Genomic DNA, 23,928 nt, shown 5'->3' with positions numbered 1-23,928 from the left:
CTCCACCTACGGTTAACGTAAATTGTTCCGATACAACAACGAATGTGCTTGCCACTATCGCCACCTTTACCGGCGGGCGTGTCGCTTGTTCCAATAGAAGCAACGGCTTCGATAAGTTTATCGATAAACACCTGAACAAAGGTGTAAAAGACGATGAGAACCGCTAGCCCACATATTGCGCACAACCATAACTGTGGTTAATCTACCCGCTGAAATTTTTATAGGAAATATCCATGGCAGCCGCCAACTTACTTGCTCTTATTGACGATATCGCCACCCTGCTCGATGACATTTCAGCCATGTCTAAGGTCGCCGCTCAAAAAACAGCCGGCGTACTCGGTGATGATTTAGCCCTTAATGCGAACCAGGTTCAGGGCGTGCGCGCTGAACGAGAACTGCCTGTGGTGTGGGCGGTCGCGAAAGGCTCATTGCTAAACAAAGTGTTCCTGGTTCCCGCAGCCATGTTGATCAGTGTATTTATACCTGTACTTATCACCATTTTGCTGGTTATTGGGGGCTTGTACCTGTGTTTTGAAGGAGCAGAAAAAGTCATTCATAGCTTGTTCCATAAGCAGGACGAGGCCGAACGGGAAGCGAGAATCGCCAAGCTGGCGCAGGAAGATGTCGACCTTGTGGCAATGGAAAAGGATAAAATTAAAGGGGCAATTCGTACCGATTTTATTCTTTCTGCTGAAATCATTGTAATCGCACTCGGCAGTGTACAAGGTGCCGATTTAGTCACCCAATTAGGTGTTTTGTGTGCGCTTAGCGTGGGTATTACGGCTGGCGTTTATGGCATTGTCGCCGGTATCGTGAAAATGGACGATGTTGGCCTGTACCTGCTCAGAAGGTCTCTCACTGGCGGTTACAATGGTTTTCAACGTATTACCGGGCGCGCGCTTTTGGTTTCGGCTCCAATTTTAATGAAAGTACTCGCGTTTGTGGGAACCATCGCCATGTTTCTGGTAGGTGGCGGTATACTCACTCACAATATCCCTTTCCTGCATCATGTTGCAGAAAGTATGAGTCATGGCTTTGAGCAGCTTGGCTTTATCATTCCGTTGCTCATCGATGGTGTAGCAGGTTTGATTGCGGGCTCGTTGATTGTGGGCGTGGTATCAATTTTTACCCGCGGTAAATCTCACGACTAAACCTAGTGGTGCTTACGGGCAAACATCAATTTTCAAATAACAAAAGTGGTGATTTTCACCACTTTTGCTTTTTTATTTTCACCAAATTTTGGTTTCTTTCCTTTCAAAATTATTTATTTGCGCCCTCTTCGAAATAAAAATTCCTTTAAAATCAATACAAGTGGAATTTTAAGCGATATGGCACAACTATCGCTATTCAACTATCACTTACGCAAATACGACTAAACAATCAACTGCCGGGAAGTCAGCCAGCGCGCAGTTTCTAATCTTAGTTAATGGAGAGTAACGATGATAACTTCCGGTGGTTTATTACTTCTTGCGCTTGGGCCCGTTGTTGCATACCTGGCCAGTGCCGTACTTTTCAGCGGACTGCAAAGCCTCGCAGCCCGCTTTCACTAATCCCAACGCTCCCGTAGGGCCTTTCCCTGGGTCAGCTGATATATCGCGTACGAGTTTTAATTAATCGATATATCCTGGCCGCAGGGCTTTTTTATGCCCGCGTCTTTACGTCTTTACAGTTATGGAAGAGTAATGGCCTTTACCCATTGCTAGCTTAACCACCAAATAACCGCTCCCACCAACTCTTTTTCTTACCCGATTGTTGTTCTTGCCTTACTGGCTGACCATAACAATCCTGACTTGGTGGTGGCAGCACATCCAAAATCGCTGGCACACTCATAGAGTCCGGACAACCAGCAATGGTAACAGCGCCGGTTTTGCTGTCGAAATGTGCAATCCCCAACCCTTGCGGGAATCGACGGGATAACGATTTAGGAGACTGTGATTTCTGGTAGTTCACAAACACTGGCAGCGCACCGCCCGCACCGGTAAGTAGAACCGGTTGGTTGTCATCGTTGCCGACCCAAACTGTGGCCACATTGTTGCGGTCGAAGCCGGTAAACCAGCTATCACGATAATCGTCGGTAGTCCCCGTTTTACCGGCCATATTGATATTGGGGAACGTTTGCCCTACCCGCTTCGCCGTGCCTTCCGTGGTCACTTTATAAAGCGCATAATTCAGCAGATAAGTGGCCGCCTCGTCTACTCGCTGCGAATAATACTCTGCATGTCGCCAAACCAAGCGGTTGTTTGCAGACACCACCGACGTAACAGTATGAAGCGGAATATACCGGCCATTATTAGAAATGGTCTGGTACATCTGGTTAGTTTCCAACGGTGATAAAGACATAGCACCTAACGTCATTGCTGGTACTTCGCGGAATGTGCTTTCCACGCCCAAACGATGAATGGTATCTGCTACGTTTTCTAGCCCTACCTGCATACCCAGGTTAACCGTGGGTACGTTGAGTGATTCAGACAAACCTTCCACCAGCGGTACCTGCCCGCGGAATTTCTTGTCTGCGTTTTTGGGTGACCAGGTTTTTCCGCTTTCATTTTCCAGCGTGATGGGTTCATCCTGAAGCGGTGTTGCCAGATTAAACGAAACAGGATCTTCCAGCGCAGTGAGATATACCGCAGGCTTGATCAACGATCCCACCTGACGCTTGGCATCCAGCGCACGGTTAAACCCTTTAAATCCGGTTTCTCGACTGCCAACAATAGCGCGAATTTCGCCACTGGCAATATCAGTTACCACCATAGCACCCTGCAACTGTGCCTTACGGTCTGACTGTAAACCGTTTAAGGTACTGGCAACGGCCTTCTCTGCCCGGCGCTGCGCGTAAATATCTAGCGTAGTAAATACTTTAACGCCAGAGTCCCGTAGCGAAGGATCGGCCAGAATTTCCGTTAACTCCCGACGAACCTTGTCCATAAAGGCAGGATGCTTACCACTTGCCAAACTCGCACCTGAAGCCAAGCCGATAGGTGAATTCACCGCGCGTTCATAGGCAGCCCGGTCGAGCTCATTGGCTTCAAACAGTATGCGTAATACCAGATTACGACGCTCCAATACTCGCTCTTCGTAGCGTCGAGGATTGTAATAAGAGGGCCCTTTGATCATTGCCACCAGCGTGGCGATTTCAGGGGTACTCAGCTCGTTTGCCGGACGGTCAAAATAGAAGTAACTGGCGAGGCCAAAACCATGCACCGCCATGTCTCCATTCTGCCCCAGAAATACCTCGTTAAGGTACGCCTGCAAGATCTCATCTTTGCTGTAGCGGGCATCAATGATCAATGCCATCAGCGCTTCTTTGATTTTGCGGGTAATGGCTTTTTCCCGGGTAAGATAGAGATTTTTCACTAACTGCTGCGTGAGCGTACTGCCGCCCTGCACTGTGCGGCCTGCGCGAATGTTCGCTATCAACGCCCGTAAAATCGAAAGCGGTGCCACGCCATGGTGTGAATAAAAATCTTTGTCTTCAGTGAGTATTAACGCTTTGGGCAGTAATGCTGGCACTTCATCCAGTTTTACCAGCATGCGATCTTCACGGCTGCTGCTCACCATACGAGTGACCAGCCAGGGCTCCAGGCGAATACGGTTCAGCGACTGCCCGGCACTGTCGTCGTTAATTGAACCAATGCGATTACCGCTCCAGCTAATAGTGATTTGTCTTAGCGGCTCATCACCGTCGGGGAAACTGAACGCCCGGCGCTGCATCACTAACTTGTTTCGGGTATAGCGATATTCACCGCTACTATCAGGCGAGTTTACGCTGCGATAGCCGAGTAATTTCAGCTCATCGAGGACTTCTTTCGGAGTGATTTCCTGTTCTTCAGACAGCACCAGCGGGCGAGCAAAAATTTGTGCAGGCACTTCCCACTTATTACCGGTGAAAGTGTGTTTTATCTGTGCGTCGAGATACACCATGTAGCCAAGTAACACGGCAAAGCCAACCAGGCATAATTTAAAAAGCAGCCCGGGCCAGCGCCGACGGGGCTTACTACCAATTTTCTTCGGTTTCGTTACTTTCGTCTGTTTTTTAGCCACTTATCATGCCAATATAGAAAATGTCACAAGGGATTTTGCGGTTTTCGCAGCGGAATTGCCAGCCGCATGTTACCGTAAAAATCATTGTCGTTCTGTTGTGATAAAACCTTTACGTCAGAACCATCAATCCGGATGGCTGGATGAGCCAGAAAGGAGCGAAATATGAAAATTTCTATCGATGTTGACCTGTCCCCACAGGAAGCCCGCGAATTAATGGGCTGGCCGGACATGAGCAAAATCCATGAAGCCACCATCTCACAACTCACAGAGCAAATCAAAAGCGGCAATCAGGAGCTAATGTTGTCAATGCTGAAGCCATACCTGGATGGCAGTCAGCAGGCCTTTACCTATTATCAGAAAATGCTGGAGAGCATGGCCACTGCAGGAACCAGCAAAAAGTAAGCATGGAGGTGTCTTGTGCACGAGCAGGACAAAGACGATATTCTGGACACACTGAATCAGTATGCGCAGCAGTTTAATGCAATGGTTCACAATATTCTTACCAAGAAAAATAGCAGCGAGGAGACGTCCGCTATGTTCGATCCGGAGAAGCTGGGCACATTGCTTTCAGGCGACGCGGTAGAAGTTGATTCAGCCAAACTCATTCAAACTCAAATGGATTTTATGCGTCAGCAAACTGAATTGTGGCAACAAGCCACAAAAGCGATGCTGGGCGAAAATTCCCATCCTGTCATGCAGGAAGAAAAAAGCGACCGCCGCTTTTCCCACACCGACTGGCAAGACAATCCTATCTTCAGTTACATGAAACAGGCTTATCTGATTAACTCTAAAATGTTGCAGGGAATGATTTCATCCATGCAGTTCAAAGATCCAAAATCAGAAGAACAAGTGAAGTTCTATACTCGCCAGTATATTAACTCGGTGTCTCCTACCAACTATCTGCTGTCTAACCCGGAAGTCTGCGAAGAAATTCTTAAAACCAAAGGCCAGAACATGGTGAAGGGTATCGAGAACTTCATGCGTGATTTGGAAAAGAGTCCGCTGGAAGCCTTCAAAATTACCCAAACCGATATGGATGCTTTTGAAGTGGGTGTGAACCTGGCTACAACGGAAGGCCAGGTGATTTACCAGAATGAGCTCATGCAGCTGATTCATTACAAACCTAAGGTGGAGAAAACCTATTCAACGCCAGTGCTATTTGTACCGCCGTTTATTAATAAGTACTACATTCTTGACCTTGAAGAGCGCAAGTCTGCGGTAAAAGGGTTACTGGATTCTGGCTTCTCAGTGTTCATGATTTCCTGGGTAAACCCGGATGCATCACTGGCAGACAAAGACTTCTTTGACTACATGAAACAAGGCCCTATAGAAGCACTGGATGTGGTTTGCGACATTACGGGTAAGAAAAAAGTGAACATGGTGGGCTTTTGTGTTGGTGGCACACTATTAAGTGCAGCTACGTCTTACCTGCGAGCGAAAAAAGATACCCGGATCGAGTCACTCACCCTGCTCACCACGCTACTGGACTTTAGCGAGCCCGGTGAAGTTGGCAACTACCTCACTGAAGACGCTTTGCCCATTATGGAGCAAAATGCAGACATTAAGGGTATTTACGATGGCCGCATTCTGGGTTTGAGCTTCAGCCTGTTGCGTGAGAACAACCTGTTTTGGTCGTATTTCATTAATAACTACCTTAAAGGCAAAGACCCAGCGGCTTTCGACATTTTGTTCTGGAACAGTGATGCGACCAACATTACCGCGTCTTGCTTCAAGCAGTACATTCGTACCACCTATTGGGAAAACAAACTGAAAGATCCGGGCGCGGTGGAAGTGGATGGCATTCCAATTGATCTTGGCAACATTGATGTACCGGTCTACTTCCTGACGACTCTGGCCGACCATATCGTACTGTGGCAAGGCGCATACAAAGGTACGCAGTTAGTGAAAGGCGATACCCGTTTCGTACTGGCAGGTTCAGGCCACCTGGCTGGCGTTATTAATCCGCCAGAAACCGGCAAATACCCACACTGGACGAACGAAAATCTGCCTGAAAGTGCCAGTGAATGGTTCGACGGTGCGGTGAAGCACGAAGGTTCATGGTGGCCGAACTGGCACGAATGGCTTATTAGCCACCGCAAAACCAAAGTAAACGCCCCCCAACCCGGTGAACACGAAAAATACCCGGTCATCGAAGCCGCGCCCGGCTCGTACGTGAAAAAACAACTCGGCTGAGGTGTGGAGCAGCGCTCTCGGGGTGGGGCTATTGTAAAATCTAAACACGGCGCTTTCGGCGAGCTGTTTGGAGATCCAGGAGGGAGCAAGTGCAGGTGGAGGAGGTGGAGCGAATTCTAAACCGTCTGCCGCAGGGATGCGGCAGTCGAGGCCCCATGGATGGGTTCACGCCGTGTTTAGAATTCGCTTCCCTCCTCCACCGAGAACGCCGCTCCCTCGCTGTCTACAGGCACAAAAAAAGGGGCCTTCCGGCCCCAGTGCTTTTGTCTATTCGGTTTGCGGTAAATTATGACTCGCTGTTTTTCTCTTTAGCGATGTCTAGTACACGTGAACGCAGTTTTTCATCCGTTTGTACTAATTGTGCAATTGTGGTGTAAGTCTGCACTTCCAGACCTGTTTTCTCAATTTCACTTACCATTTCAGTTTGCGCTGCTTGCTGAATTTGCTGCATTTTTTCAGGCGTTTCATCGCCGCTGATTTCAGACTGGTATTTATCTGCTACATCGCTAACTGCATTCATCGCAACAGTAAATTTTTCCAGAGTTGCGTCATCAAAATTTTCAGTTTGCATAGTAGGTGCGCTGGATAGACCCGTCTCTTTGGTATCTTCGGCAGCCTGTGAAGCGAAGTTAACAGAACATGCTACTGCCAGGCCAAGCGCTAATGATTTGACGAATTTATTCATATTGATCTCCAATTTGGATTCGAATTGCCGTCTAACTTTAAGACTCAGCGTAAAACGGCTCTCATCATCACTACAGCGATAACCATGCCACCCCGACAAAACCCTGCAATATCATGCAATTAAGAAAAACGCATATATTTTCACCGGTAATTGTTGTGCAACAGTGTCGCTTTTTTTCACACCTTTTAAGTTGCCGGTGGAGCGTCTAATGCGCTACTCTGCGTATTGAACCGAAGAGGTAACGTCATGATCATCATTAAAAAATATCCTAACCGCCGACTGTACGATACGTCACAGAGTCAGTATGTAAACCTTGATTACATTAAAACACTGATTAATGAACGGCAGGAATTTAAGGTCATTGACTCCAAAACCGAAGATGACATCACCAAGTCATTACTCCTGCAGATCATCAGTGAATCTGAAGCCAACGAAAATCAGTCTCTGCTGACAAATACCCTGCTTAAGCAACTTATTCGCTATTACGACACTGACATGCAATATTTTCTTCGTCAGTATTTAGAACAGTCGTTAGTGGCCTTTATTGAGCAGCATGATCAGGTTCAGGGTGTGATGAAGAATATGATGGATAACACGCCTTTTGGTATGTTCAATAAAATGGTTGAACAAAATATGGAAGCGTGGAAAAAGTCGCAAAAGTAAGTTTGTCTCCCTCCTTAACGCCACTTTGCTGCAAAGCAGCATAAAAAGCTATTTGCTTATTATTTATTCGTCTAACTATTCTTGCTGCACCGCAACATTTTAGTTGATCTCCTGATTTCGATTGCTTAATATCTAACCAAAGATTGCTGCAACGCAGCAGATGGAAACCATCAACTGGTCAGGAGAAGAATATGTTTGGCAAGTTTTCAGAGCAGCTGAAAAGTACCACTAAGCCGGTACATACGCTGTTTGCTGTGAATACAAAAACATTGGAAAGTCTGTCTCAGCATCAGACAACACTGTTTACAGGGTTACTGAGCGACGGTATGCACTATATCGAAGCGGTATCTAAGCAAACGGAGTTGAAAGGTGTGATGAATGCGAATTCAGAGCTGGCAGAATCAGTTCGTGAGCGCATGACCAGCGCATCGAAAGATACCTACTCTACGCTCAACGCCATGCGTGAAGAAGTAACAGAAGTGATGGCTTCTAGCTTATCTTCTGCGGCGGATGCAGCAAAAGAGACGGCGACTAAGGCAACCACTGAAACGAAAAAAGCAGTGAAGAAAGCTACGCCGAAGCCAGCTGCTAAAGCGACACCGAAAGCGGCCGCCAAACCTGCGAAAGCAGCAGAAACCGTAACGAAAGAAGCGGAAAAGGCCGTCGAAAAGGTCGCAGAGGCAACGGAGAAAACGGTTGAGAAAGCCGCAGAAACCACAAAGGCTGCAGCTGAAGAAACTAAGCAGGCTGCGACTGAAACCAAAGCAGCACCGGCTAAAAAGCCTGCTACCCGAACCCGTCGTACGGCTGCGAAAAAGCCTGCGGCAAGTAAATCTACAAGTTAAAACAACCCAGAAACTGGAGAAGAGTAATGTTTGAGCAAATGAACGAGCAAATGAAAAGCGCAATGAAGCCTATGACTGACCTTGCTACATTAAACATGAGCACTATGCAGGATCTGGCTGAGAAGCAAAACGCCATGTATAGCTCTCTGTTATCAGAGAACATGTCTTATTTTGAGAAAGCAGCACAACAGAAAGACATGTCTGCACTGGCTGAAATGAACAAAGCTTATGTAGAAACTGTTCAGGAAACAGTGACTGACACAGCTAAAAGCTCTTACGCTATCATTTCAGAAGCACAGCAAAAAGCTGGCGAAATGTTTAAAGGTTTAAGTGACGAAATGACATCTAAGTTCCAAAGCGCCGCTAAAGCGTAAAAAACCCGACAGAGCGACGTTCTCGTCGCTCTTGTTCCCCTCCACATTGTGTGAACCTTTTTTTCCCCTAAAGGTCTTAGCCCCAGCCAGTTTTTGAGGAGAGACGTAATGAATTATCAGGCATATGATTATCTGACACGCGGCGCATATATTATGCACGAGGGTTTCAGTCTGCTTAACGATATTGCGAGCCATCCTTCCAATCTCTATGGTCATACCTTGCCCGGCCGCATCACCCGCGCTTCGCTGGAAACTGCTATGCGGCTGACACAACGCTACGAAAAGCTGGGGTTTAATATCGACGAGATAAAAATCGACGATAAACGGCATAAAGTGAAAGAAGAGGTCGTATTTAGTAAGCCATTTTGCGACCTCATTCACTTTCATCGAGCCGGTGTGCACGACGATCATAAAGTATTATTGGTTGCGCCGTTATCAGGCCATTTTGCTACGTTATTGAAAGGTACCGTTGAAGCATTATTACCTGATCACGAAATTTACGTGACCGACTGGGCTGATGCCCGTGAAGTACCTCTTGAAGATGGCCCTTTCAGTTTCGACTGCTATGTGGGTTATCTTATCGAAATGCTCGAATTCCTTGGCCCTGGCACGCACTTGATGGCGATCTGTCAGCCAACCGTGCAAGCGCTAATTGCAACAGCCGTTATGGCTGGGCAGAAAAATGAATGTGTGCCTAAGTCACTAACACTCATGGCCGGCCCGTTAGATTGCTCCAAAAATCCAACTAGGGTAAACGAGTTCGCTCAGGAACACTCGATGAACTGGTTTCGTAACGTTGCCATTATGAAAGTGCCTTATGGCTATCCTGGTGAAGGTCGACAGGTCTACCCTGGCTTTATGCAGCTCGGTGGCTTCATTAGTATGAACCAGAAGTCACACATGAAGAAATATCAGAATTTCTTCCAGAACCTGGTATTTGGCGAAGAGGAAGATGCTGACCGCTTCCGCGCATTCTATGATGAATACATGGCCGTTTTAGATATGCCGGCTGAGTTCTATCTCGAAACCATCGAGCGCGTTTTCAAGAACAATGAAATTGCCCGCGGCGCTATTACCTATCAGGGTGAACCGGTTGATTTCGAAACAATCACAAATACGGCACTACTTACCGTAGAAGGTGCCGATGATGATATTTGCGGTCTTGGCCAAACGGAAGCTGCGCAGGATATTTGCAAGAATATCCCTAAAGGCATGCGTAAGCATCATGTTCAACCGGGCGCGGGTCATTACGGTATTTTCAGCGGATCTAAATTCCGTCAAAGTGTGCGCCCTATCATCACTGATTTCATCCACAAATACGCTTAATCACTCTGTGGTTAACGCACTACCATCTCTACGCGCCTGATCTCCAATCAGGCGCGTTTCGTATTTTCCCCTATGTTTCTCTCGCCCTAATAGGGACAGTTAAGGTAGCATGAACGCCTAAACAAAAAGGGTAATTTGTCATGTCTAAATGGATCCCGCGTAAACTTGGTTTATCTGTTCTGTCATTACTGGCAGCGTCTTCTTCTGTTTACGCCAACACCGATTTTGAACAGTGTAAAACGGAACTGTCTCAACAGGCCGTTGCGCAGGGCGTTAGTGGCGAAACTGCCAGTAAAGTGTTTGCCAATATTCAATATCAGCCCAGAGTGATTACACTCGATCGCAGCCAACCAGAATTTGTTCAAACGTTTCCGGGTTATTACGGTAAGCGCGTAACCGAGTGGCGGATTGGCAAAGGCCGTGAGATGTACGCGAAGCATCGCGAACTCCTTCGTAAACTGAGTCAGAAGTACGGCGTACCGGCGCACTACCTTGTTGCATTTTGGGGTCTTGAAACTAACTTCGGCTCCTACAAAGGCAAAATGAACGTATTAAACTCGCTGGCAACATTAGCGTGTGATGAGCGTCGTAGTACTTATTTCACTAAAGAATTAATTACTGCAGTGAAGCTACTTGAGCGGGAATCTCTCGACCAAACACAAATGGTCGGTTCCTGGGCTGGCGCCATGGGCCACACGCAATTTATGCCATCAGCCTACATGAACTATGCTATCGACGGTGATGGTGATGGACAGATCAATCTCTGGGATAGTGAGGAAGACGCCTTGGCATCTGCAGCGAATTTCTTATCGCAGTTAGGCTGGCAGCCGGGCTTCCGTTGGGGCCGGGAAGTTAACTTACCAGAAAATTTCGACTACCGTGATACCGGTTATAAAAACCGCCAGGCAATCACCAACTGGGATCAGATGGGCATTACCAAAGCCAATGGCGAGTCACTGGGTAGCAGCGACGAGAAAGGATACGTTGTGGTGCCGGCAGGTCACAATGGCCCTGCTTTTATTGCCTACCACAACTTCCGCATCATCATGCGGTGGAATAATTCTGAGTTTTACGCTATTTCAGTAGGGAAGCTTGCCGATCAAATTGCCGGTGAAGCCGGACTCATCAAGCCGCTACCTGAACTCCCCGCCTACGAACGCAACGATATCATTAAGCTGCAAACTGCGCTCAATGAATTGGGCTATGATGTGGGCAAGCCTGACGGCATTATCGGACCTGCGACCCGCTCAGGCATTCGGGAATACCAATTGTCGAAAAACTTGGTTGCCGACGGATTTCCGGGCTTAGATGTGATGGAAGCGATAGGGGTTTTCAGCGAAACGCCGAAGCAAGAAAAGCAAAGCTAATTTGAATCTTTCAGAGAGCGAGCATTCGCTCTCTGAAGTATCGTACTGTGCCGAGAGGCTTAGTACATATGTTGACCACCGTTTACGGACAAAGTTGAACCGGTAATAAAACCCGCTTCATCGCCAATTAAAAACAATACGCTACGCGCGATGTCTTCTGGTGTACCAAGACGCCCGACCGGGATCTTAGCAATAATCTTTTTCAATACTTCTTCTGGTACAGCGCGAACCATTTCAGTATCAACGTAACCCGGTGCAATCGCATTCACGGTAACCCCTTTAGCCGCACCTTCCTGAGCAAGTGCTTTGGTAAAACCATGAATACCTGATTTCGCAGCGGCATAGTTAACCTGACCATACTGACCAGCCTGACCATTAATTGAACCGATATTCACAATGCGACCAAAACCTTTCTCGCGCATAGAATCGATAACTGCACGACAAGTATTAAAACAGGAAGCAAGGTTCGTTTGAATAACAGCATTCCATTGTTCGAAATCCATGCGATGCATGGTGCCATCCCGGGTGATGCCGGCGTTATTTACAAGAATTTCAACAGGGCCATAATCAGTCGCAATTTGCTCAATTGCTTCTTTGGTTTTTTCAAAATTCGAGACATCAAATTTAAATGAAGGAATGCCGGTGCGCTCAGTAAACGCTTTGGCTGCTTCATCGTTACCACCATAATTTGCCACAACAGTATAACCAGCATCTTTTAATGCTGTGCAAATCGCTTCACCAATTCCTCGGGTACCGCCTGTGACTAGTGCAACTTTACTCATTTCGTCTCCCTCTTATTGTTGACGTAAATATGTACAACAATGCCTATATAAACACGCTTATTCATACTTTTACAACGGGTTCAGAAAGACTTTTTATGCGACTTTTGTCTAATAAAATTTATAAATAACTATGTCGCCTAATATTTACTTAAATATCAGTCGCTTAATTTCTATCCAGGGCATTTATGATGGAATTACCCTCATTATCTTTTTCAAAAACAAGGGGTTGAGTCATGAAAATTACCACTAAATAGCAGTAGACAGCACGGGAAATAACTTTTTTATGAGCGACGGTCGGGCTACTTGTTTCTCGGTTTAATCGAACGCCCAGGTTTTTCACTCATCGGATCGTCAGGCCATCGGTGTTTAGGGTAGCGACCTTTCATTTCTTTCTGCACATCGAAGTAACTGCCCTGCCAAAACGCTTTAAGATCGGAGGTGGTTTGAATGGGTCGTCCGGCCGGCGACAATAACTCAATCGTCACGGTTCTGTTTCCGTCAGCTACCGTTACAGGCTCAGTTTGCCCGAACATTTCCTGCAACTTTACTGCAAGCATCACTTCGCCATCAGACCGATAAACCAACTTTCGATTCTCGCCAGCAGGTACCGTAATACTCACTGGCAGGAAAGTATCCATTGCATGCTGCTGTCCCCAAGGCAATGCCTGGTGGCAGAGGTTTGCCCAGCTAAGACTTTCAAGCTGCTCCCAGCGACGGAGTTTCCCAAGTCGCTTTTTAAGCTCATCAGCTTGCAGTAAAGATAAAGGCGTGTCTGCGGGCAGCCAATTTGCGTCGCCATCAAACGCCTGCGGCTGCCGTAGTGAGTACTTACAAGCTAGTTGATATCTGTTCCACCATGTCCGGTCTTTTTCAGACATCGGCCAGTCATTCAAGAGCGTCGCTTCAAGAAGCTGATACCATGCCGTAGCCACGACGGTTTCACTTACCGAAGTAGCGGGTTCGCTACTCAACGTAATGTTATAAAAACCTTCAGTGGTTCGCGCCTCCATCTGCTTCTTCTGAGCATTGAAGATCATTGTTTCCCGAGCGCTAAAATGCTGCGGAAATAGTGTTCGCAAATCCGCTTCGGTTATCGGTTCTGCAGCGCGAATAATGACATCACTTCCCAGCACCTGACCATCTAACACCACCAGCCAATCCGACTTCTCAATAACATTGTCTGGTAACTTGGCACCGCGGCCACTGGCAAGCTTATACTCGTTACCCTTGCGGCGATAAGCCACCCGAAATGGAAAAGCAACCGCGAGACATAGACTTAGCGCTCTGGCGGGCAGTTTATCGGGCGAATGTTTTAACGTCGTCGCTATCAGTTTTGCGTACCGTCGGGCCTGACTTTTCATGCGTTCGACTGTGGAAGCGTCTGCGTGCTGAAGCCATGTTGAAAGGTGAATACCTGACGACTGCACAATATTCTCTTCAGCAACCGCTGCTATCCAACATGCCGCCTCTTTGATGGTGCCTTCTATAAACAGATCATTAAATTGCGAAGCCAGCAGCTCGGCTTTCATTAGCATTGCTGCGATAGCGGGTTGCGCGGGCACATCTGCAATCTGTCGCCCGGTTCCCGTGAGGCTACCGCTATCATCAAGTGCATCAAGGGCTTGCAATCGCTGGGTCGCACCATTGCACTGCGCTTTTGAAGGCTTGGTAAGCAAGGCCATGTCTTCAGGCTTTGTGCCCCATGCCAGCGCGTCGAGATACAGCGATGTGATATCTTCACGCTGAATTTGCGGTACGGGAAAGCCAGCCAGTCGATCTTGCTGTTCTTTGCTCCATAATCGATATACCTTACCCGGCCCGAGTCGTCCTGCTCGTCCTTTTCTCTGAGTCGCTGATGCCTGAGAAATTAATTGGGTGGTCAGTTGAGTAAAACCACTGGATTGATGGAAGGTCGCTACATTTTCAAGGCCACTATCAACCACCACACGAATGCCCTCAATGGTCAAGCTGGTCTCAGCGACATTGGTTGCAAGAATAACTTTTCTTCTACCATTTTCGTCCGGTTGAATCGCTGCTATCTGCCGATCTTTAGTGAGCGCACCGTACAGCTGATGAATCACACAATGAGAAGAGACATTTCGATCATGAAGCAAATTCGTAACCCGTCTGATAGCGCCGGTGCCCGGCAAAAATACCAGAATGTCGCCATCATCCAAATCTACGCTGTTTTTCACCGCGCGAGCCACGGCTTCATGCATTTGATGTGCAGCAGGCTGTCCAAGGTAGACCTCTTCCACCTCAAATTGTCGGCCTTCCGATTTGAGCACCGTGGCGTCAGGCAACAGTGTTTTCAGTTCGTCCACATCGAGGGTTGCCGACATCACGATGATACCTAAGTCATCACGCAGACCTTCCTGCACTTCCAGCGTCAGCGCCAGACCAAAGTCGCTATGCAGGCTTCGCTCATGGAATTCATCGAAGATGATCAGAGAAACGCCAGTAAGTTCGGGATTGTTCTGAATGAGCCGGGAGAGTACGCCCTCGGTAACTATTTCAAGTCTGGTGGCGTTGCTGGTTTTGTTCTCACCGCGAATGCGGTAACCCACTGTTTCGCCAACTTTCTCACCCAGTTGGGAAGCCAGATATCCCGCCAGATTACGCACCACCACACGTCGGGGCTGAAGCATAATAATCCGCCCGCCTACAGCGTTCAGCAATGCCAGTGGTAGTACAGTAGATTTACCGGCTCCGGGCGGCGCGCCGACAATCACGTTGCCGGATGAAACCGCATCGAGGAGTTCAGGGATCAGGATACTGGCAGGTAAATTGGGTCTGGCGGCGGTCATAAGGCTTTGGTCTGGTTAGCGTATGCCGCATTTTACCTGCCTGCCACGAATTTGCACGGGGCGAATGGGATGACATCGCAGTGTGCTACATCACTTCTCTTACGATTACTCTGGCGCTACCTTAATCAGCATATCTTCCACCGCCTGGATAACGGCTGATGGTGCATCTGCGGGAATGTCATGGGTCGCGCCCTCAACCACACGCAATTCACTGTTGTCAGAAAGCGCTGCCAGTTCTTCCTGCAAGCTTGTCCACAACGGGCCTACACCATCGAAACGCGGGTTACCTTCATAGGCCTTATCGTCATGGGAAAGTACAATCACAGGCAAATCACCAAAATCATACCCGAACTCTTCCAGCGGCGTGTAGTTCCCCTTCTCTCTGACATAAGTTGAGAGTACATGAGCCCAGCGAAGACTGACATAATATGCGTTCGTATCAAATTCCTCACTTCCGGACCTGAACATAGCCAGAATATCATTCAACCCTAACCAGGCTGTCCAGTAAGCTTTTTGCTCTACTTCAGCAGGGATCGGGTCAAGCTTTCCACGCAGAACTTCATGCTGGTTCTCATGGGCGGAATCCACCAGAATCAGTCCGACAATGTTCAGATTTTCCGCGTCGCCGGTTTCATTCAAAGCACGATGCAGCGTACGGCGGGCCAGAATACCCCCGTAGGAATGCCCGACAATAATGACAGGCTGGTCAGCGGCAACATGGGTCAGAACGGCTTGCTGCACCATCGATTTATCATCGGTAGAGAAATCGGGGTCAATGTCATCACTCCCGCCGTAACCCAAACGATCGTAGTAACAAACCCGATTCGTTTTTGATAGCTGTTCAGACAGTGATTTCCAGGTTTCATCTGAGCCTGAACCAAAGCCACTTTCGAGAAAAATCAACGGAGCCCCTTTCCCCTTGCAGACATATCGTACCTGCTTACCATCAACCGACACGTATTCCCCGGGAAGTTGCGAAGAGGGAGAATGCATCCAGGCAGCCGCTCGTAGCAATCCGTAAACGATAACCAAGAATAAAACGAGAAGTCCGGTGGCTTTCAGAATTTTGCGGGTCAGTGCCATACGCCTAGAGTCCTTTTTTAAATTGATCCCTGCTAAAACCATTAACCTATCAATAACATATTAAAGTGCGGACAACCAGTTTGTGCTAGTCTGGTATAATCGCCGCCAGTTACCTCTGAACGGCCAGCCCGGCTCAACACTCAAGGCGGAAATAATTCTATGCGCAGCTTCATCGGACTGGACTTGTCCGCTAACAACAAACTTGCCCTGGCAGAATGGCGTGAGAAAGCCCTGCCGTCTTTGTCTGCCAAGCGGCCTGAAGGATTACTGCCTAATCAGAAAAGTCCGCCGGTTGCGGTGCCGCCAGAAAACTATCACATCACGCTGGCATTTCTTGGTGACATCACTCCCCGCCAGCATGACGAATTACTTTCCATTCTGGACGAGCTCACTGCTGAGCCTTTTGATGTTAAATTGGATACCACCGGCTATTGGGACGGCCCGAAAATTCTCTTTGCCGCGCCCTCTTCGCCCGAAAAGCCGCTGATGAAGTTGGCAAAGGAAATCCGTAAAGCAGCCCGGGCCAGCGGCATTCCGGTAGAAAGTCGAGAATATCGTCCACATGTAACTTTAGTGAGAAAAGCCAACACCGAGGTACCTGCTCCTTTACTCCCGCCGTCACTTAAATTGCACTGTCAGGATTTTCACTTTTTTGAGTCTGTTTCAACGCCTTCTGGGGTGCGGTATCCCATCCGACATTCCTGGTCATTGGAGCCGAATATTTCTGTTCGCGAGCGGCTTCGCCGGGGACTGCTATGAGATATATTAATTTCGGCTTTACAGATGCGCACCGCATGGTAAAACATGAGGCATATTTTTCAGAGTTATAATCATCATGCAGCATACGTTTCGTTTAGTTATCGATTGCCCCGATCAGGTTGGCCTGGTTGCCCGGGTTTCCCAGTTCTTAGCCGATCATGGCGGTACCATTGTAGAAGCCAGCCATCATACCGATTTGCAAACCGGTCGTTTTTTCATGCGTCACGAGATTGGTGCAGATTCTCTCCGCTTAAACTACGACAGCTTCATCGAAGCTTTCACCCCGCTAGCAAACGAATTTCAGATGAACTGGAAACTTACGGATTCGCGCGCCAAGCAACGCATGGCATTGCTAGCTAGCCTTGAGTCACATTGCCTGGTGGATTTGCTTCACCGCTGGCATACCGGTGAACTTCACTGTGATATTCCGGTAATTATTGGCAATCACCCGCAAATGAAACAGTTTGCTGACTGGTACAAAGTGCCTTTCCACTGGGTGGATTTCAAATCGTTAGGTAAAGAACAAGCGTTCTCTCAAATCGAAACCTTGCTTGAATCTTACAATATTGATTTAACCGTGCTCGCTCGCTTTATGCAGATTTTACCCGATACCTTGTGCCAAAAACTGCAGGGCAAAGCCATTAACATCCACCATAGCTTCCTGCCTTCTTTTGCTGGTGCCCGTCCGTATCAGCAGGCTTACGATCGCGGTGTAAAGCTGATTGGTGCAACTTGCCACTACGTCACCAAAGATCTCGACGAGGGGCCAATCATCGAACAAAGCGTGAAACGCATCAGCCATAGCGACAGTGCGGCCGATATGGTGCGCAAAGGTAAGGACTGCGAAGTAAATGCCCTCGCCCACGGCGTGCGTAATCACCTGGAAGACCGGGTGATCATTCATCGCAATAAGACGGTTGTTTTTGCTTAAGACGCTTTTGCGTAAAGGTAAAGTAACTCGCCTCAGGTAGTGCCCGTCGTCGCCATATAGCGATGTTATCAGCATTCCAGTAGACTGGAATGCTGATAATAACGACGATGGAATGAACCATGGGAAACTTTAAAACCTCACTAACGGCCCTGGCCGTTGCCCTGTCCCTTACCGCCTGTTCTGATCAGGCTGCCAATGAGTCAGCGACTACCGCTGCTGCACCGCAAACAACACAAACCCAACAAGCTAGTGAATTTAGCAATGTGCTACTTCAAGAATTCCCCGGCCCATACGGCGGTGTACCACAGTTCGACAAAATGAAGGTTGAAGATGTGAAACCTGCCCTGCGCAAAGGGATGGAGTTGAACCTCGCCGAAATTGAAGCGATTGCTAATAATCCAGAGCCGCCCACATTCGAGAATACTATCGTGGCCATGGAACGCGCAGGCAGTGCACTTAGCCGCGTGTTTAAATATTACGGCATTTTCAGTTCAAATAAATCGAGCCCAGAGTTCCGCGCCGTGCGCACGGAGATGTCTCCGGAACTGTCGGCCTATTCGACAAAAATTACCCAGAACGAAGCCTTGTTCGAGCGAGTAAAAGCCGTTTATGAAAGCGAAGAGCTGCAAAGCATGGGCGAAGAGGAAAAGCGTGTAGTTAGCAATGTCTATAACGGTTTCGCTCGCAACGGTGCAACTTTAGATGCCGAAGGCAAAGCGCGCTATGCTGAAATCAGCAAAGAGTTAGCCGGTCTCTACAACAAGTTTTCCAGCAACGTGCTGCATGATGAAGAAAGCTATGTCACTTACATCACCGAAGATCAATTAGGTGGATTACCTGATTCTTTTATTAAGGGTGCCGCTACAGCGGCTAAAGAACGTGGCCATGAAGGTGAGTATGCAATCACTAACACACGTTCATCCATGGACCCGTTCCTCACCTACAGTACCAATCGCGAACTGCGTGAGAAAGTGTGGAATACCTACTACAACCGTGGTGACAATGGTGATGAGTTTGATAACAACGACGTTATCAAGCAAATTCTGACGTTGCGTGATGAGCGTGTAGAACTGCTTGGCTACGACAATTATGCCCAGTGGCGCTTAGAAGATCGCATGGCTAAGACACCTGAAAATGCCATGGATCTGATGATGAAGGTATGGCCTGCAGCCATTGCTCGCGTCGATGAAGAAGTGGCAGACATGCAAGCCATTGCCGATGAAGAAGGCGCAGATATCACTATCGCACCGTGGGATTATCGCTTCTATGCTGAGAAAGTCCGTCAGGCAAAATACGATCTCGATTCCAATGAAGTAAAACAATATCTGCAGTTAGATAAGTTACGCGAAGCGATGTTCTACGTAGCCGGTCGTTTGTTCAACTTCGACTTTACACCAGTACCAGAAGGAAAAGTGCCCGTTTTCCACCCTGACGTGAAAGTGTGGGAAGTGAAAGACAAAGACAGCGGTAAGTTGATTGGTTTATGGTACCTCGACCCGTTTGCTCGTCAGGGTAAGCGCTCTGGCGCCTGGGCAACCACATATCGTAGTTACACCACCTACGATGGCGAAACAACCGTATTGGCATCTAACAACTCAAACTTCGTGAAAGGGCCGGAAGGCGAGCCAACGCTGATTTCCTGGGATGACGCCAACACGTATTTCCATGAGTTTGGTCACGCACTGCACTTCCTGTCGGCAGATGTAAAGTATCCAACGTCACACTCTGGCGTTCGTGATTACACCGAGTTCCAATCTCAATTGCTGGAACGTTGGCTTACCACTGACGAAGTGATCAACAACTATCTGGTTCACTATAAAACCGGCGAGCCTATCCCTGCAGAACTGGTGCAGAAAATTAAAAATGCCGCCACGTTTAACTCAGGCTTCGGCACCACTGAGTACATGGCATCAGCCATTATGGATTTGCTGTATCACACCACAGATCCTGACAAAATTGATCCCGATGCTTTCGAGCGCGAACAGTTAGCTAAACTGAATATGCCAGAAGAAATCGTGATGCGTCACCGCAGCACCCAGTTTGGTCACGTATTCTCTGGTGAAGGATATTCATCAGGTTACTACGGCTATATGTGGGCCGATGTATTGTCTTCCGATGCCGCTGAAGCTTTCCGTGAAGCGCCGGGCGGCTTCTACGATAAGGAAGTGTCTGCGAAGCTGGTTAAATACCTGTTCTCTGTACGTAACGCAATGGACCCAGCAGAGGCGTATCGCAAGTTCCGAGGTCGCGACGCGGAAGTGGACGCACTGATGCGAGACCGCGGCTTCCCGGTTCCAGAAGATAAGTAAGTAACCACTTGCATATAAGAAAGGGGGCGATGAAATCATCGCCCCCTTTTTAGTGAAACCGGCCTCTCAGTCGATGTCAGAAACTAATTCGGTAACCCAGTTGCAGTTGATTGTCGTAACTTTTATCCCAGTTAAGCGTCAAATCCGAAGTATTGCCTAACCACGTCTCACGTCGCATAGCAAAAGACAAAACATGATCTTCTTTGAAGCCATCGGTTTCGAGATAAACGGATAGCGTGCGACTATCTGGTAACGCCAATGATCCGCTCATGGGTAAATCAAGGTCGTGGGCTGGACGTAAGCCCGTTGCGATGCCGTAACGAAAATCTTCATTATGCCACCACGAGATCACTTCGTAAGAACGGGATGTTACCCGTTGATTGAAAACACCAAACTCTAATACCCCTCTGCCGTAAAGGGCCAGGGTTTCAACGCTTGTATTGTCTGAGAGCTGTAAAGACATACTGAGTTTGTAGTCTTTCTGCTGACAGCCATTAAATTTGATTTTGTTCTTGGTAAGTGAAACGGCAAATTGCTTCGAGACTTCGAGGTGCTTTTTCAGCCAAGCCTCCGTTTTCTCACTGAACAAAGAGCCAGCATGAACCTGAAATGTGCTCAGCGAAGCACAAATTGCTAAAGATGCAATAAACTTCGACATTGCCAGCTCCCTTCTCATTGTTAGTTAACGCAGCTCATCGCTGCAATCGATGAACTGAGTATAAGAAAAGGTGAGAGACTTTGGGTATAAAATTAGATTATCAATTAGTCTAAAACTATACCCTTATAATCGGCATCTGTTGATTTTTAAAACAATTAGTTGATTTTCAGTACTGCGATTTTTGCAGAAGTATATGGAGAACTTTCTTGTGTGATCCAGATATTGCCATTTGGCGCATGGCAAACGCCTTCTACTTGCGCAAATTGCGACAGCATATAAACGCCAGTAACTTGATACTCATTGCTTATCGTGGCGATAAACGGCTTAAACATGCCCAGTGCGTTACTGCGATACCCAACCAGCGCATATTCCTGCTTCTCTTCGCTCCAGTCTACGCCAGTAACAACACCAGGTAACCCTTCGACGTTTGCGATTGGCGAAAGCGCTTGTTTGGCTTTGATGTCCTGCACGTTATACACATGCGCGGTCTCCGTCGCCCAGCTCTTTGAGAAAATCTGCAGTTTACCGTCACGCATAGTCATTGCTTCACCGTCGTAATCGTGGGCGTAAGGCACATTGTCTGCAGGCTTATTACCGGTATAGGTGAAGCGCAATTTTTCTGTTTTCGAACTGTCTTTGCGATCTATTCTGTATATCTTGAGGTTTTTTCGTTTACCGGCGTTATTGCCAATATCACCGATATACAAATAATCTTCATTTCCCGTGATGGTTTCCCAATCTTGGTTAGTGATATCCAGCTCTACTTTTCCGGTAATTTTACCCAATTCGTTTATGGTGAACAGTTCCGGCTTATTGCCAGAATCGTTAATTGAGAACGCGCCTCCGTCTATACAGAACAGACCTGAGGTTTCTTTTAGTGCATTATCCAAAGAATAACTGGACAGTACCTCAACCCCTCGCTGGGTATCTGCTGACACGGAGCAACCCGTCATCAGGAACAAAGGGCTCAATAACAAAAAAATACGATTCACAATTACTCTCTTTGACAGAAGGGCCTAAGCTATATTAGCTATAGATAATTAAAACAATATGATAAGAACAAACTTCAGTACTATGCACGCAGGTAACGACGTTATGCAACCTTTTGAAAGTAAATCCGGTTCATCCTGCAAGCAGTATAAACAAGCCATATAACAATAAGATGCCAAATTTGTTTAATGGCGGAAAACTTAAGGTAAAAAGGAAAATAACGTGTCAGACCCTTTACTGAGCCTCGTCACCGTCGGACTGCTGTCGATTTGCTGCCAGTTCCTGGCCTATAAAATTCGGTTACCGGCTATCTTGCCGCTACTCATTGTCGGCATTATCGTCGGTCCCACATTTCACCTACTCGATGCCGATGCTCTGTTTGGCGATCTGTTATTTCCAGTGGTCTCACTGTCTGTAGCAATTATCCTGTTCGAGGGCGCATTAACGCTCAAGTTCAGCGATATCGCCGGTCATGGCAACATGGTAAGAAACCTGTGTAGCGTAGGTGTTTTGGTTACCTGGGTAATCGCTGCACTCGCCGCGCATTTTAGCCTGGATCTTTCATGGCAGCTTTCAGCACTTTTTGGGGCCATAGTCACTGTAACGGGTCCAACGGTTATTGTTCCGATGATTCGGACAGTAAGGCCCAAAAGTAATATCGCCAACATTCTTCGCTGGGAAGGCATTGTTATAGATCCCATCGGGGCCTTACTAGCGGTTCTGGTTTACGAGTATATCGTGGCGTCACAAGACACCGCGCTAATGCACACCCTCATCGCCTTTGGTAAGACGGTAGGACTGGGCACCATTTTTGGTCTTGCCGGTGGTTATCTGCTTGGCATTTCACTAAGAAAAGAACTCATTCCACATTATCTGCAAAATACTGCTGTACTCACCCTTATCCTTGGTATTTTCGCCATTTCAAACGCGCTTGCCCACGAGTCAGGCCTGCTGGCAGTGACTATTGCGGGTATGGTGCTGGCTAATATGAAAGATGTGGATGTTGAGGACATTCTGGAATTTAAGGAAACACTTAGCGTGTTGCTTATCTCCGGATTATTTATCATTCTCGCATCACGACTCGACCTAAACGCCGTTATAGAAGTGGGTTCTGGGGTATTTGTGGTGTTGATAGCCATTATGTTTGTCGCGCGACCGCTTTCAGTGCTCGCTTCATCATTAGGAACCGGACTCAACTGGCGTGAATTGGCACTGATTAGCTGGATAGCCCCCCGTGGTATCGTTGCAGCTGCGGTATCAGCACTGTTTTCTCTGCAGTTGGAAGAAATAGGTTACGAGGGCGCAGGCGTTATTGTTCCAATGGTTTTCGTAGTAATAATTGCCACCGTGGTGGTGCAGAGCTTGTCTTCTAAATATGTAGCGACGTTTCTAAAAGTGCGTTCGCCAGCCCCTAATGGTTTTCTCATTTTTGGTGGTAGCAAATTCAGCCGGCTTCTAGCAAAGGAATTGCAGAGCCACAACTTACCGGTTTGCATAGCAGACACGAACTGGGATGCCATTCGGGAAACCCGCATGATGGATATCCCTGCTTATTTCGGTAACCCGATGTCTGACCATGCTGCCAGAAGCCTCGAACTCAACCTCTTCGGCACGGTACTGATCATGTCGCCCTACAAACAACTTAATCCAATGATTGCCTATCACTTTGAGTACACCATGGGTAAAGATAAGGTTTGGGGACTTACCAACAATGAGCAAACGGCAAGACCTAGCCATCAGGTCAGTACTCAGTATGCGAAGAAAATGGCATTGTTTGACGAGGGTGTAACCTATGGCTATTTGGCAACGGCGGTCACTCGCGGTGCCAAAGTTAAGACAACCCGCTTGAGTGAAGAGTTTAGCTTTGCCGATTACACTAAGCAGTATGGTGACAGAGCGGTACCCTTGGTTGCATTTGATGAGAATGGTCGTACCCATACCTTCCTTTCCGGGAAAGCGCTAGAACCTAAAGCGAACTGGAAATTGATAAGTCTTATTGTACCTGACAGTGAACCTGTCTGAGATCTGAGGCCAGAACAGCACCCTACCTTTCGGCAGGGTGCCTCTCCCTGGAAAAACGAGTAATCAAGTGCTCCCCTCTATTATTATTATTGG

Annotated in this window: 19 protein-coding genes; 12 read left to right on the top strand and 7 right to left on the bottom strand. The window is 47.7% G+C overall.

Annotated features, from left to right (window positions below):
• The first annotated feature begins 233 nt into the window (after positions 1-233).
• Positions 234-1,151 carry a DUF808 domain-containing protein gene (locus tag ACXAFQ_RS07365; RefSeq protein ID WP_474819234.1) on the top strand — a complete coding sequence of 306 codons (918 nt, stop codon included), beginning with the start codon at positions 234-236 and terminating at the stop codon, positions 1,149-1,151.
• A gap of 553 nt (positions 1,152-1,704) precedes the next feature.
• Here the strand turns inward: ACXAFQ_RS07365 and mrcB are convergent.
• Entirely contained in the window at positions 1,705-4,041 is a 2,337-nt protein-coding gene (gene mrcB / locus ACXAFQ_RS07360; RefSeq protein ID WP_474819230.1) for a penicillin-binding protein 1B, read from the bottom strand.
• 162 nt (positions 4,042-4,203) lie between these two features.
• Here mrcB and ACXAFQ_RS07355 point away from each other — a divergent pair, with 162 nt between their 5' ends.
• Both ACXAFQ_RS07355 and phaC read left to right on the top strand, forming a co-directional pair.
• Positions 4,204-4,443: a DUF6489 family protein gene (locus tag ACXAFQ_RS07355; protein ID WP_070126472.1), complete on the top strand. Its 240-nt coding sequence runs from the start codon at positions 4,204-4,206 to the stop codon at positions 4,441-4,443.
• Between the two features lie 15 nt (positions 4,444-4,458).
• Positions 4,459-6,234, top strand: a complete 1,776-nt coding sequence (gene phaC / locus ACXAFQ_RS07350; RefSeq protein WP_474819222.1) for a class I poly(R)-hydroxyalkanoic acid synthase — start codon at positions 4,459-4,461, stop codon at positions 6,232-6,234.
• Positions 6,235-6,520: 286 nt separating this feature from the next.
• Here the strand turns inward: phaC and ACXAFQ_RS07345 are convergent, their stop codons facing one another.
• Positions 6,521-6,919, bottom strand: a complete 399-nt coding sequence (locus ACXAFQ_RS07345) for a DUF4168 domain-containing protein (RefSeq protein ID WP_070126470.1) — start codon at positions 6,917-6,919, stop codon at positions 6,521-6,523.
• Between the two features lie 246 nt (positions 6,920-7,165).
• Between ACXAFQ_RS07345 and phaR the strand changes: the two genes are divergently transcribed.
• From phaR to ACXAFQ_RS07320, 5 genes are all read left to right on the top strand, one after another.
• Positions 7,166-7,582: a polyhydroxyalkanoate synthesis repressor PhaR gene (gene phaR, locus ACXAFQ_RS07340; RefSeq protein WP_474819216.1), complete on the top strand. Its 417-nt coding sequence runs from the start codon at positions 7,166-7,168 to the stop codon at positions 7,580-7,582.
• Positions 7,583-7,773: 191 nt separating this feature from the next.
• Positions 7,774-8,427, top strand: coding sequence for a phasin family protein (locus ACXAFQ_RS07335; protein ID WP_474819215.1), 654 nt, complete (start codon positions 7,774-7,776; stop codon positions 8,425-8,427).
• A 26-nt stretch (positions 8,428-8,453) separates the two neighbouring features.
• A complete protein-coding gene (locus ACXAFQ_RS07330) occupies positions 8,454-8,801 on the top strand; it encodes a phasin family protein (RefSeq protein WP_070126467.1) in 348 nt (115 codons plus the stop codon).
• Positions 8,802-8,909: 108 nt separating this feature from the next.
• Positions 8,910-10,127, top strand: a complete 1,218-nt coding sequence (locus tag ACXAFQ_RS07325; RefSeq protein ID WP_474819210.1) for a polyhydroxyalkanoate depolymerase — start codon at positions 8,910-8,912, stop codon at positions 10,125-10,127.
• 140 nt (positions 10,128-10,267) lie between these two features.
• Positions 10,268-11,494, top strand: coding sequence for a lytic murein transglycosylase (locus ACXAFQ_RS07320; protein ID WP_474819206.1), 1,227 nt, complete (start codon positions 10,268-10,270; stop codon positions 11,492-11,494).
• 59 nt (positions 11,495-11,553) lie between these two features.
• On the opposite strand, the gene phbB is transcribed toward ACXAFQ_RS07320, so the two are convergent.
• The 3 genes from phbB to ACXAFQ_RS07305 all read right to left on the bottom strand — a co-directional run bounded on the left by phbB (position 11,554) and on the right by ACXAFQ_RS07305 (position 16,166).
• On the bottom strand, positions 11,554-12,276 hold the full coding sequence (gene phbB / locus ACXAFQ_RS07315; RefSeq protein WP_474819202.1) for an acetoacetyl-CoA reductase: 723 nt from the start codon (positions 12,274-12,276) through the stop codon (positions 11,554-11,556).
• Between the two features lie 299 nt (positions 12,277-12,575).
• Entirely contained in the window at positions 12,576-15,083 is a 2,508-nt protein-coding gene (gene hrpB, locus ACXAFQ_RS07310) for an ATP-dependent helicase HrpB (protein ID WP_474819198.1), read from the bottom strand.
• A gap of 105 nt (positions 15,084-15,188) precedes the next feature.
• The gene (locus tag ACXAFQ_RS07305; protein WP_474819196.1) at positions 15,189-16,166 is read right to left on the bottom strand and encodes an alpha/beta fold hydrolase; all 978 of its coding nucleotides are present in this window, start codon (positions 16,164-16,166) and stop codon (positions 15,189-15,191) included.
• Between the two features lie 159 nt (positions 16,167-16,325).
• On the opposite strand from ACXAFQ_RS07305, the gene thpR reads away from it, so the two are divergent.
• The 3 genes from thpR (at position 16,326) to ACXAFQ_RS07290 (ending at position 20,165) form a co-directional block, all read left to right on the top strand.
• A complete protein-coding gene (thpR, locus tag ACXAFQ_RS07300) occupies positions 16,326-16,925 on the top strand; it encodes an RNA 2',3'-cyclic phosphodiesterase (protein WP_474819192.1) in 600 nt (199 codons plus the stop codon).
• Positions 16,926-17,001: 76 nt separating this feature from the next.
• Complete coding sequence (gene purU, locus ACXAFQ_RS07295; protein WP_474819188.1) at positions 17,002-17,856, top strand: formyltetrahydrofolate deformylase; 855 nt, start codon at positions 17,002-17,004, stop codon at positions 17,854-17,856.
• 119 nt (positions 17,857-17,975) lie between these two features.
• A complete protein-coding gene (locus ACXAFQ_RS07290) occupies positions 17,976-20,165 on the top strand; it encodes a M3 family metallopeptidase (RefSeq protein WP_474819183.1) in 2,190 nt (729 codons plus the stop codon).
• 76 nt (positions 20,166-20,241) lie between these two features.
• Here the strand turns inward: ACXAFQ_RS07290 and ACXAFQ_RS07285 are convergent, their stop codons facing one another.
• Together ACXAFQ_RS07285 and ACXAFQ_RS07280 are read right to left on the bottom strand one after the other, a co-directional pair.
• On the bottom strand, positions 20,242-20,823 hold the full coding sequence (locus ACXAFQ_RS07285) for a hypothetical protein (protein WP_474819181.1): 582 nt from the start codon (positions 20,821-20,823) through the stop codon (positions 20,242-20,244).
• A gap of 155 nt (positions 20,824-20,978) precedes the next feature.
• Positions 20,979-21,815 carry a hypothetical protein gene (locus ACXAFQ_RS07280; protein WP_474819179.1) on the bottom strand — a complete coding sequence of 279 codons (837 nt, stop codon included), beginning with the start codon at positions 21,813-21,815 and terminating at the stop codon, positions 20,979-20,981.
• Between the two features lie 220 nt (positions 21,816-22,035).
• On the opposite strand from ACXAFQ_RS07280, the gene ACXAFQ_RS07275 reads away from it, so the two are divergent.
• Positions 22,036-23,835, top strand: coding sequence for a cation:proton antiporter (locus ACXAFQ_RS07275; RefSeq protein WP_474819175.1), 1,800 nt, complete (start codon positions 22,036-22,038; stop codon positions 23,833-23,835).
• Positions 23,836-23,928 lie beyond the last annotated feature (93 nt).

The sequence above is a fragment of the Alteromonas sp. ABH2_165 genome, assembly GCF_056159945.1.
This window is presented reverse-complemented; position numbering and strand designations above follow the sequence as displayed.

What these genes read in the sequence shown, in the direction of transcription:
- hrpB (WP_474819198.1), bottom strand. Translation starts at nt 15,083, where the DNA reads ATGACCGCCGCCAGACCCAATTTACCTGCCAGTATCCTGATCCCTGAA.
- thpR (WP_474819192.1), top strand. Translation starts at nt 16,326, where the DNA reads ATGCGCAGCTTCATCGGACTGGACTTGTCCGCTAACAACAAACTTGCC.
- ACXAFQ_RS07330 (WP_070126467.1), top strand. Translation starts at nt 8,454, where the DNA reads ATGTTTGAGCAAATGAACGAGCAAATGAAAAGCGCAATGAAGCCTATG.
- purU (WP_474819188.1), top strand. Translation starts at nt 17,002, where the DNA reads ATGCAGCATACGTTTCGTTTAGTTATCGATTGCCCCGATCAGGTTGGC.
- phaR (WP_474819216.1), top strand. Translation starts at nt 7,166, where the DNA reads ATGATCATCATTAAAAAATATCCTAACCGCCGACTGTACGATACGTCA.
- ACXAFQ_RS07355 (WP_070126472.1), top strand. Translation starts at nt 4,204, where the DNA reads ATGAAAATTTCTATCGATGTTGACCTGTCCCCACAGGAAGCCCGCGAA.
- ACXAFQ_RS07345 (WP_070126470.1), bottom strand. Translation starts at nt 6,919, where the DNA reads ATGAATAAATTCGTCAAATCATTAGCGCTTGGCCTGGCAGTAGCATGT.
- ACXAFQ_RS07305 (WP_474819196.1), bottom strand. Translation starts at nt 16,166, where the DNA reads ATGGCACTGACCCGCAAAATTCTGAAAGCCACCGGACTTCTCGTTTTA.
- ACXAFQ_RS07290 (WP_474819183.1), top strand. Translation starts at nt 17,976, where the DNA reads ATGGGAAACTTTAAAACCTCACTAACGGCCCTGGCCGTTGCCCTGTCC.
- ACXAFQ_RS07320 (WP_474819206.1), top strand. Translation starts at nt 10,268, where the DNA reads ATGTCTAAATGGATCCCGCGTAAACTTGGTTTATCTGTTCTGTCATTA.
- ACXAFQ_RS07365 (WP_474819234.1), top strand. Translation starts at nt 234, where the DNA reads ATGGCAGCCGCCAACTTACTTGCTCTTATTGACGATATCGCCACCCTG.
- ACXAFQ_RS07335 (WP_474819215.1), top strand. Translation starts at nt 7,774, where the DNA reads ATGTTTGGCAAGTTTTCAGAGCAGCTGAAAAGTACCACTAAGCCGGTA.
- ACXAFQ_RS07285 (WP_474819181.1), bottom strand. Translation starts at nt 20,823, where the DNA reads ATGTCGAAGTTTATTGCATCTTTAGCAATTTGTGCTTCGCTGAGCACA.
- phbB (WP_474819202.1), bottom strand. Translation starts at nt 12,276, where the DNA reads ATGAGTAAAGTTGCACTAGTCACAGGCGGTACCCGAGGAATTGGTGAA.
- ACXAFQ_RS07325 (WP_474819210.1), top strand. Translation starts at nt 8,910, where the DNA reads ATGAATTATCAGGCATATGATTATCTGACACGCGGCGCATATATTATG.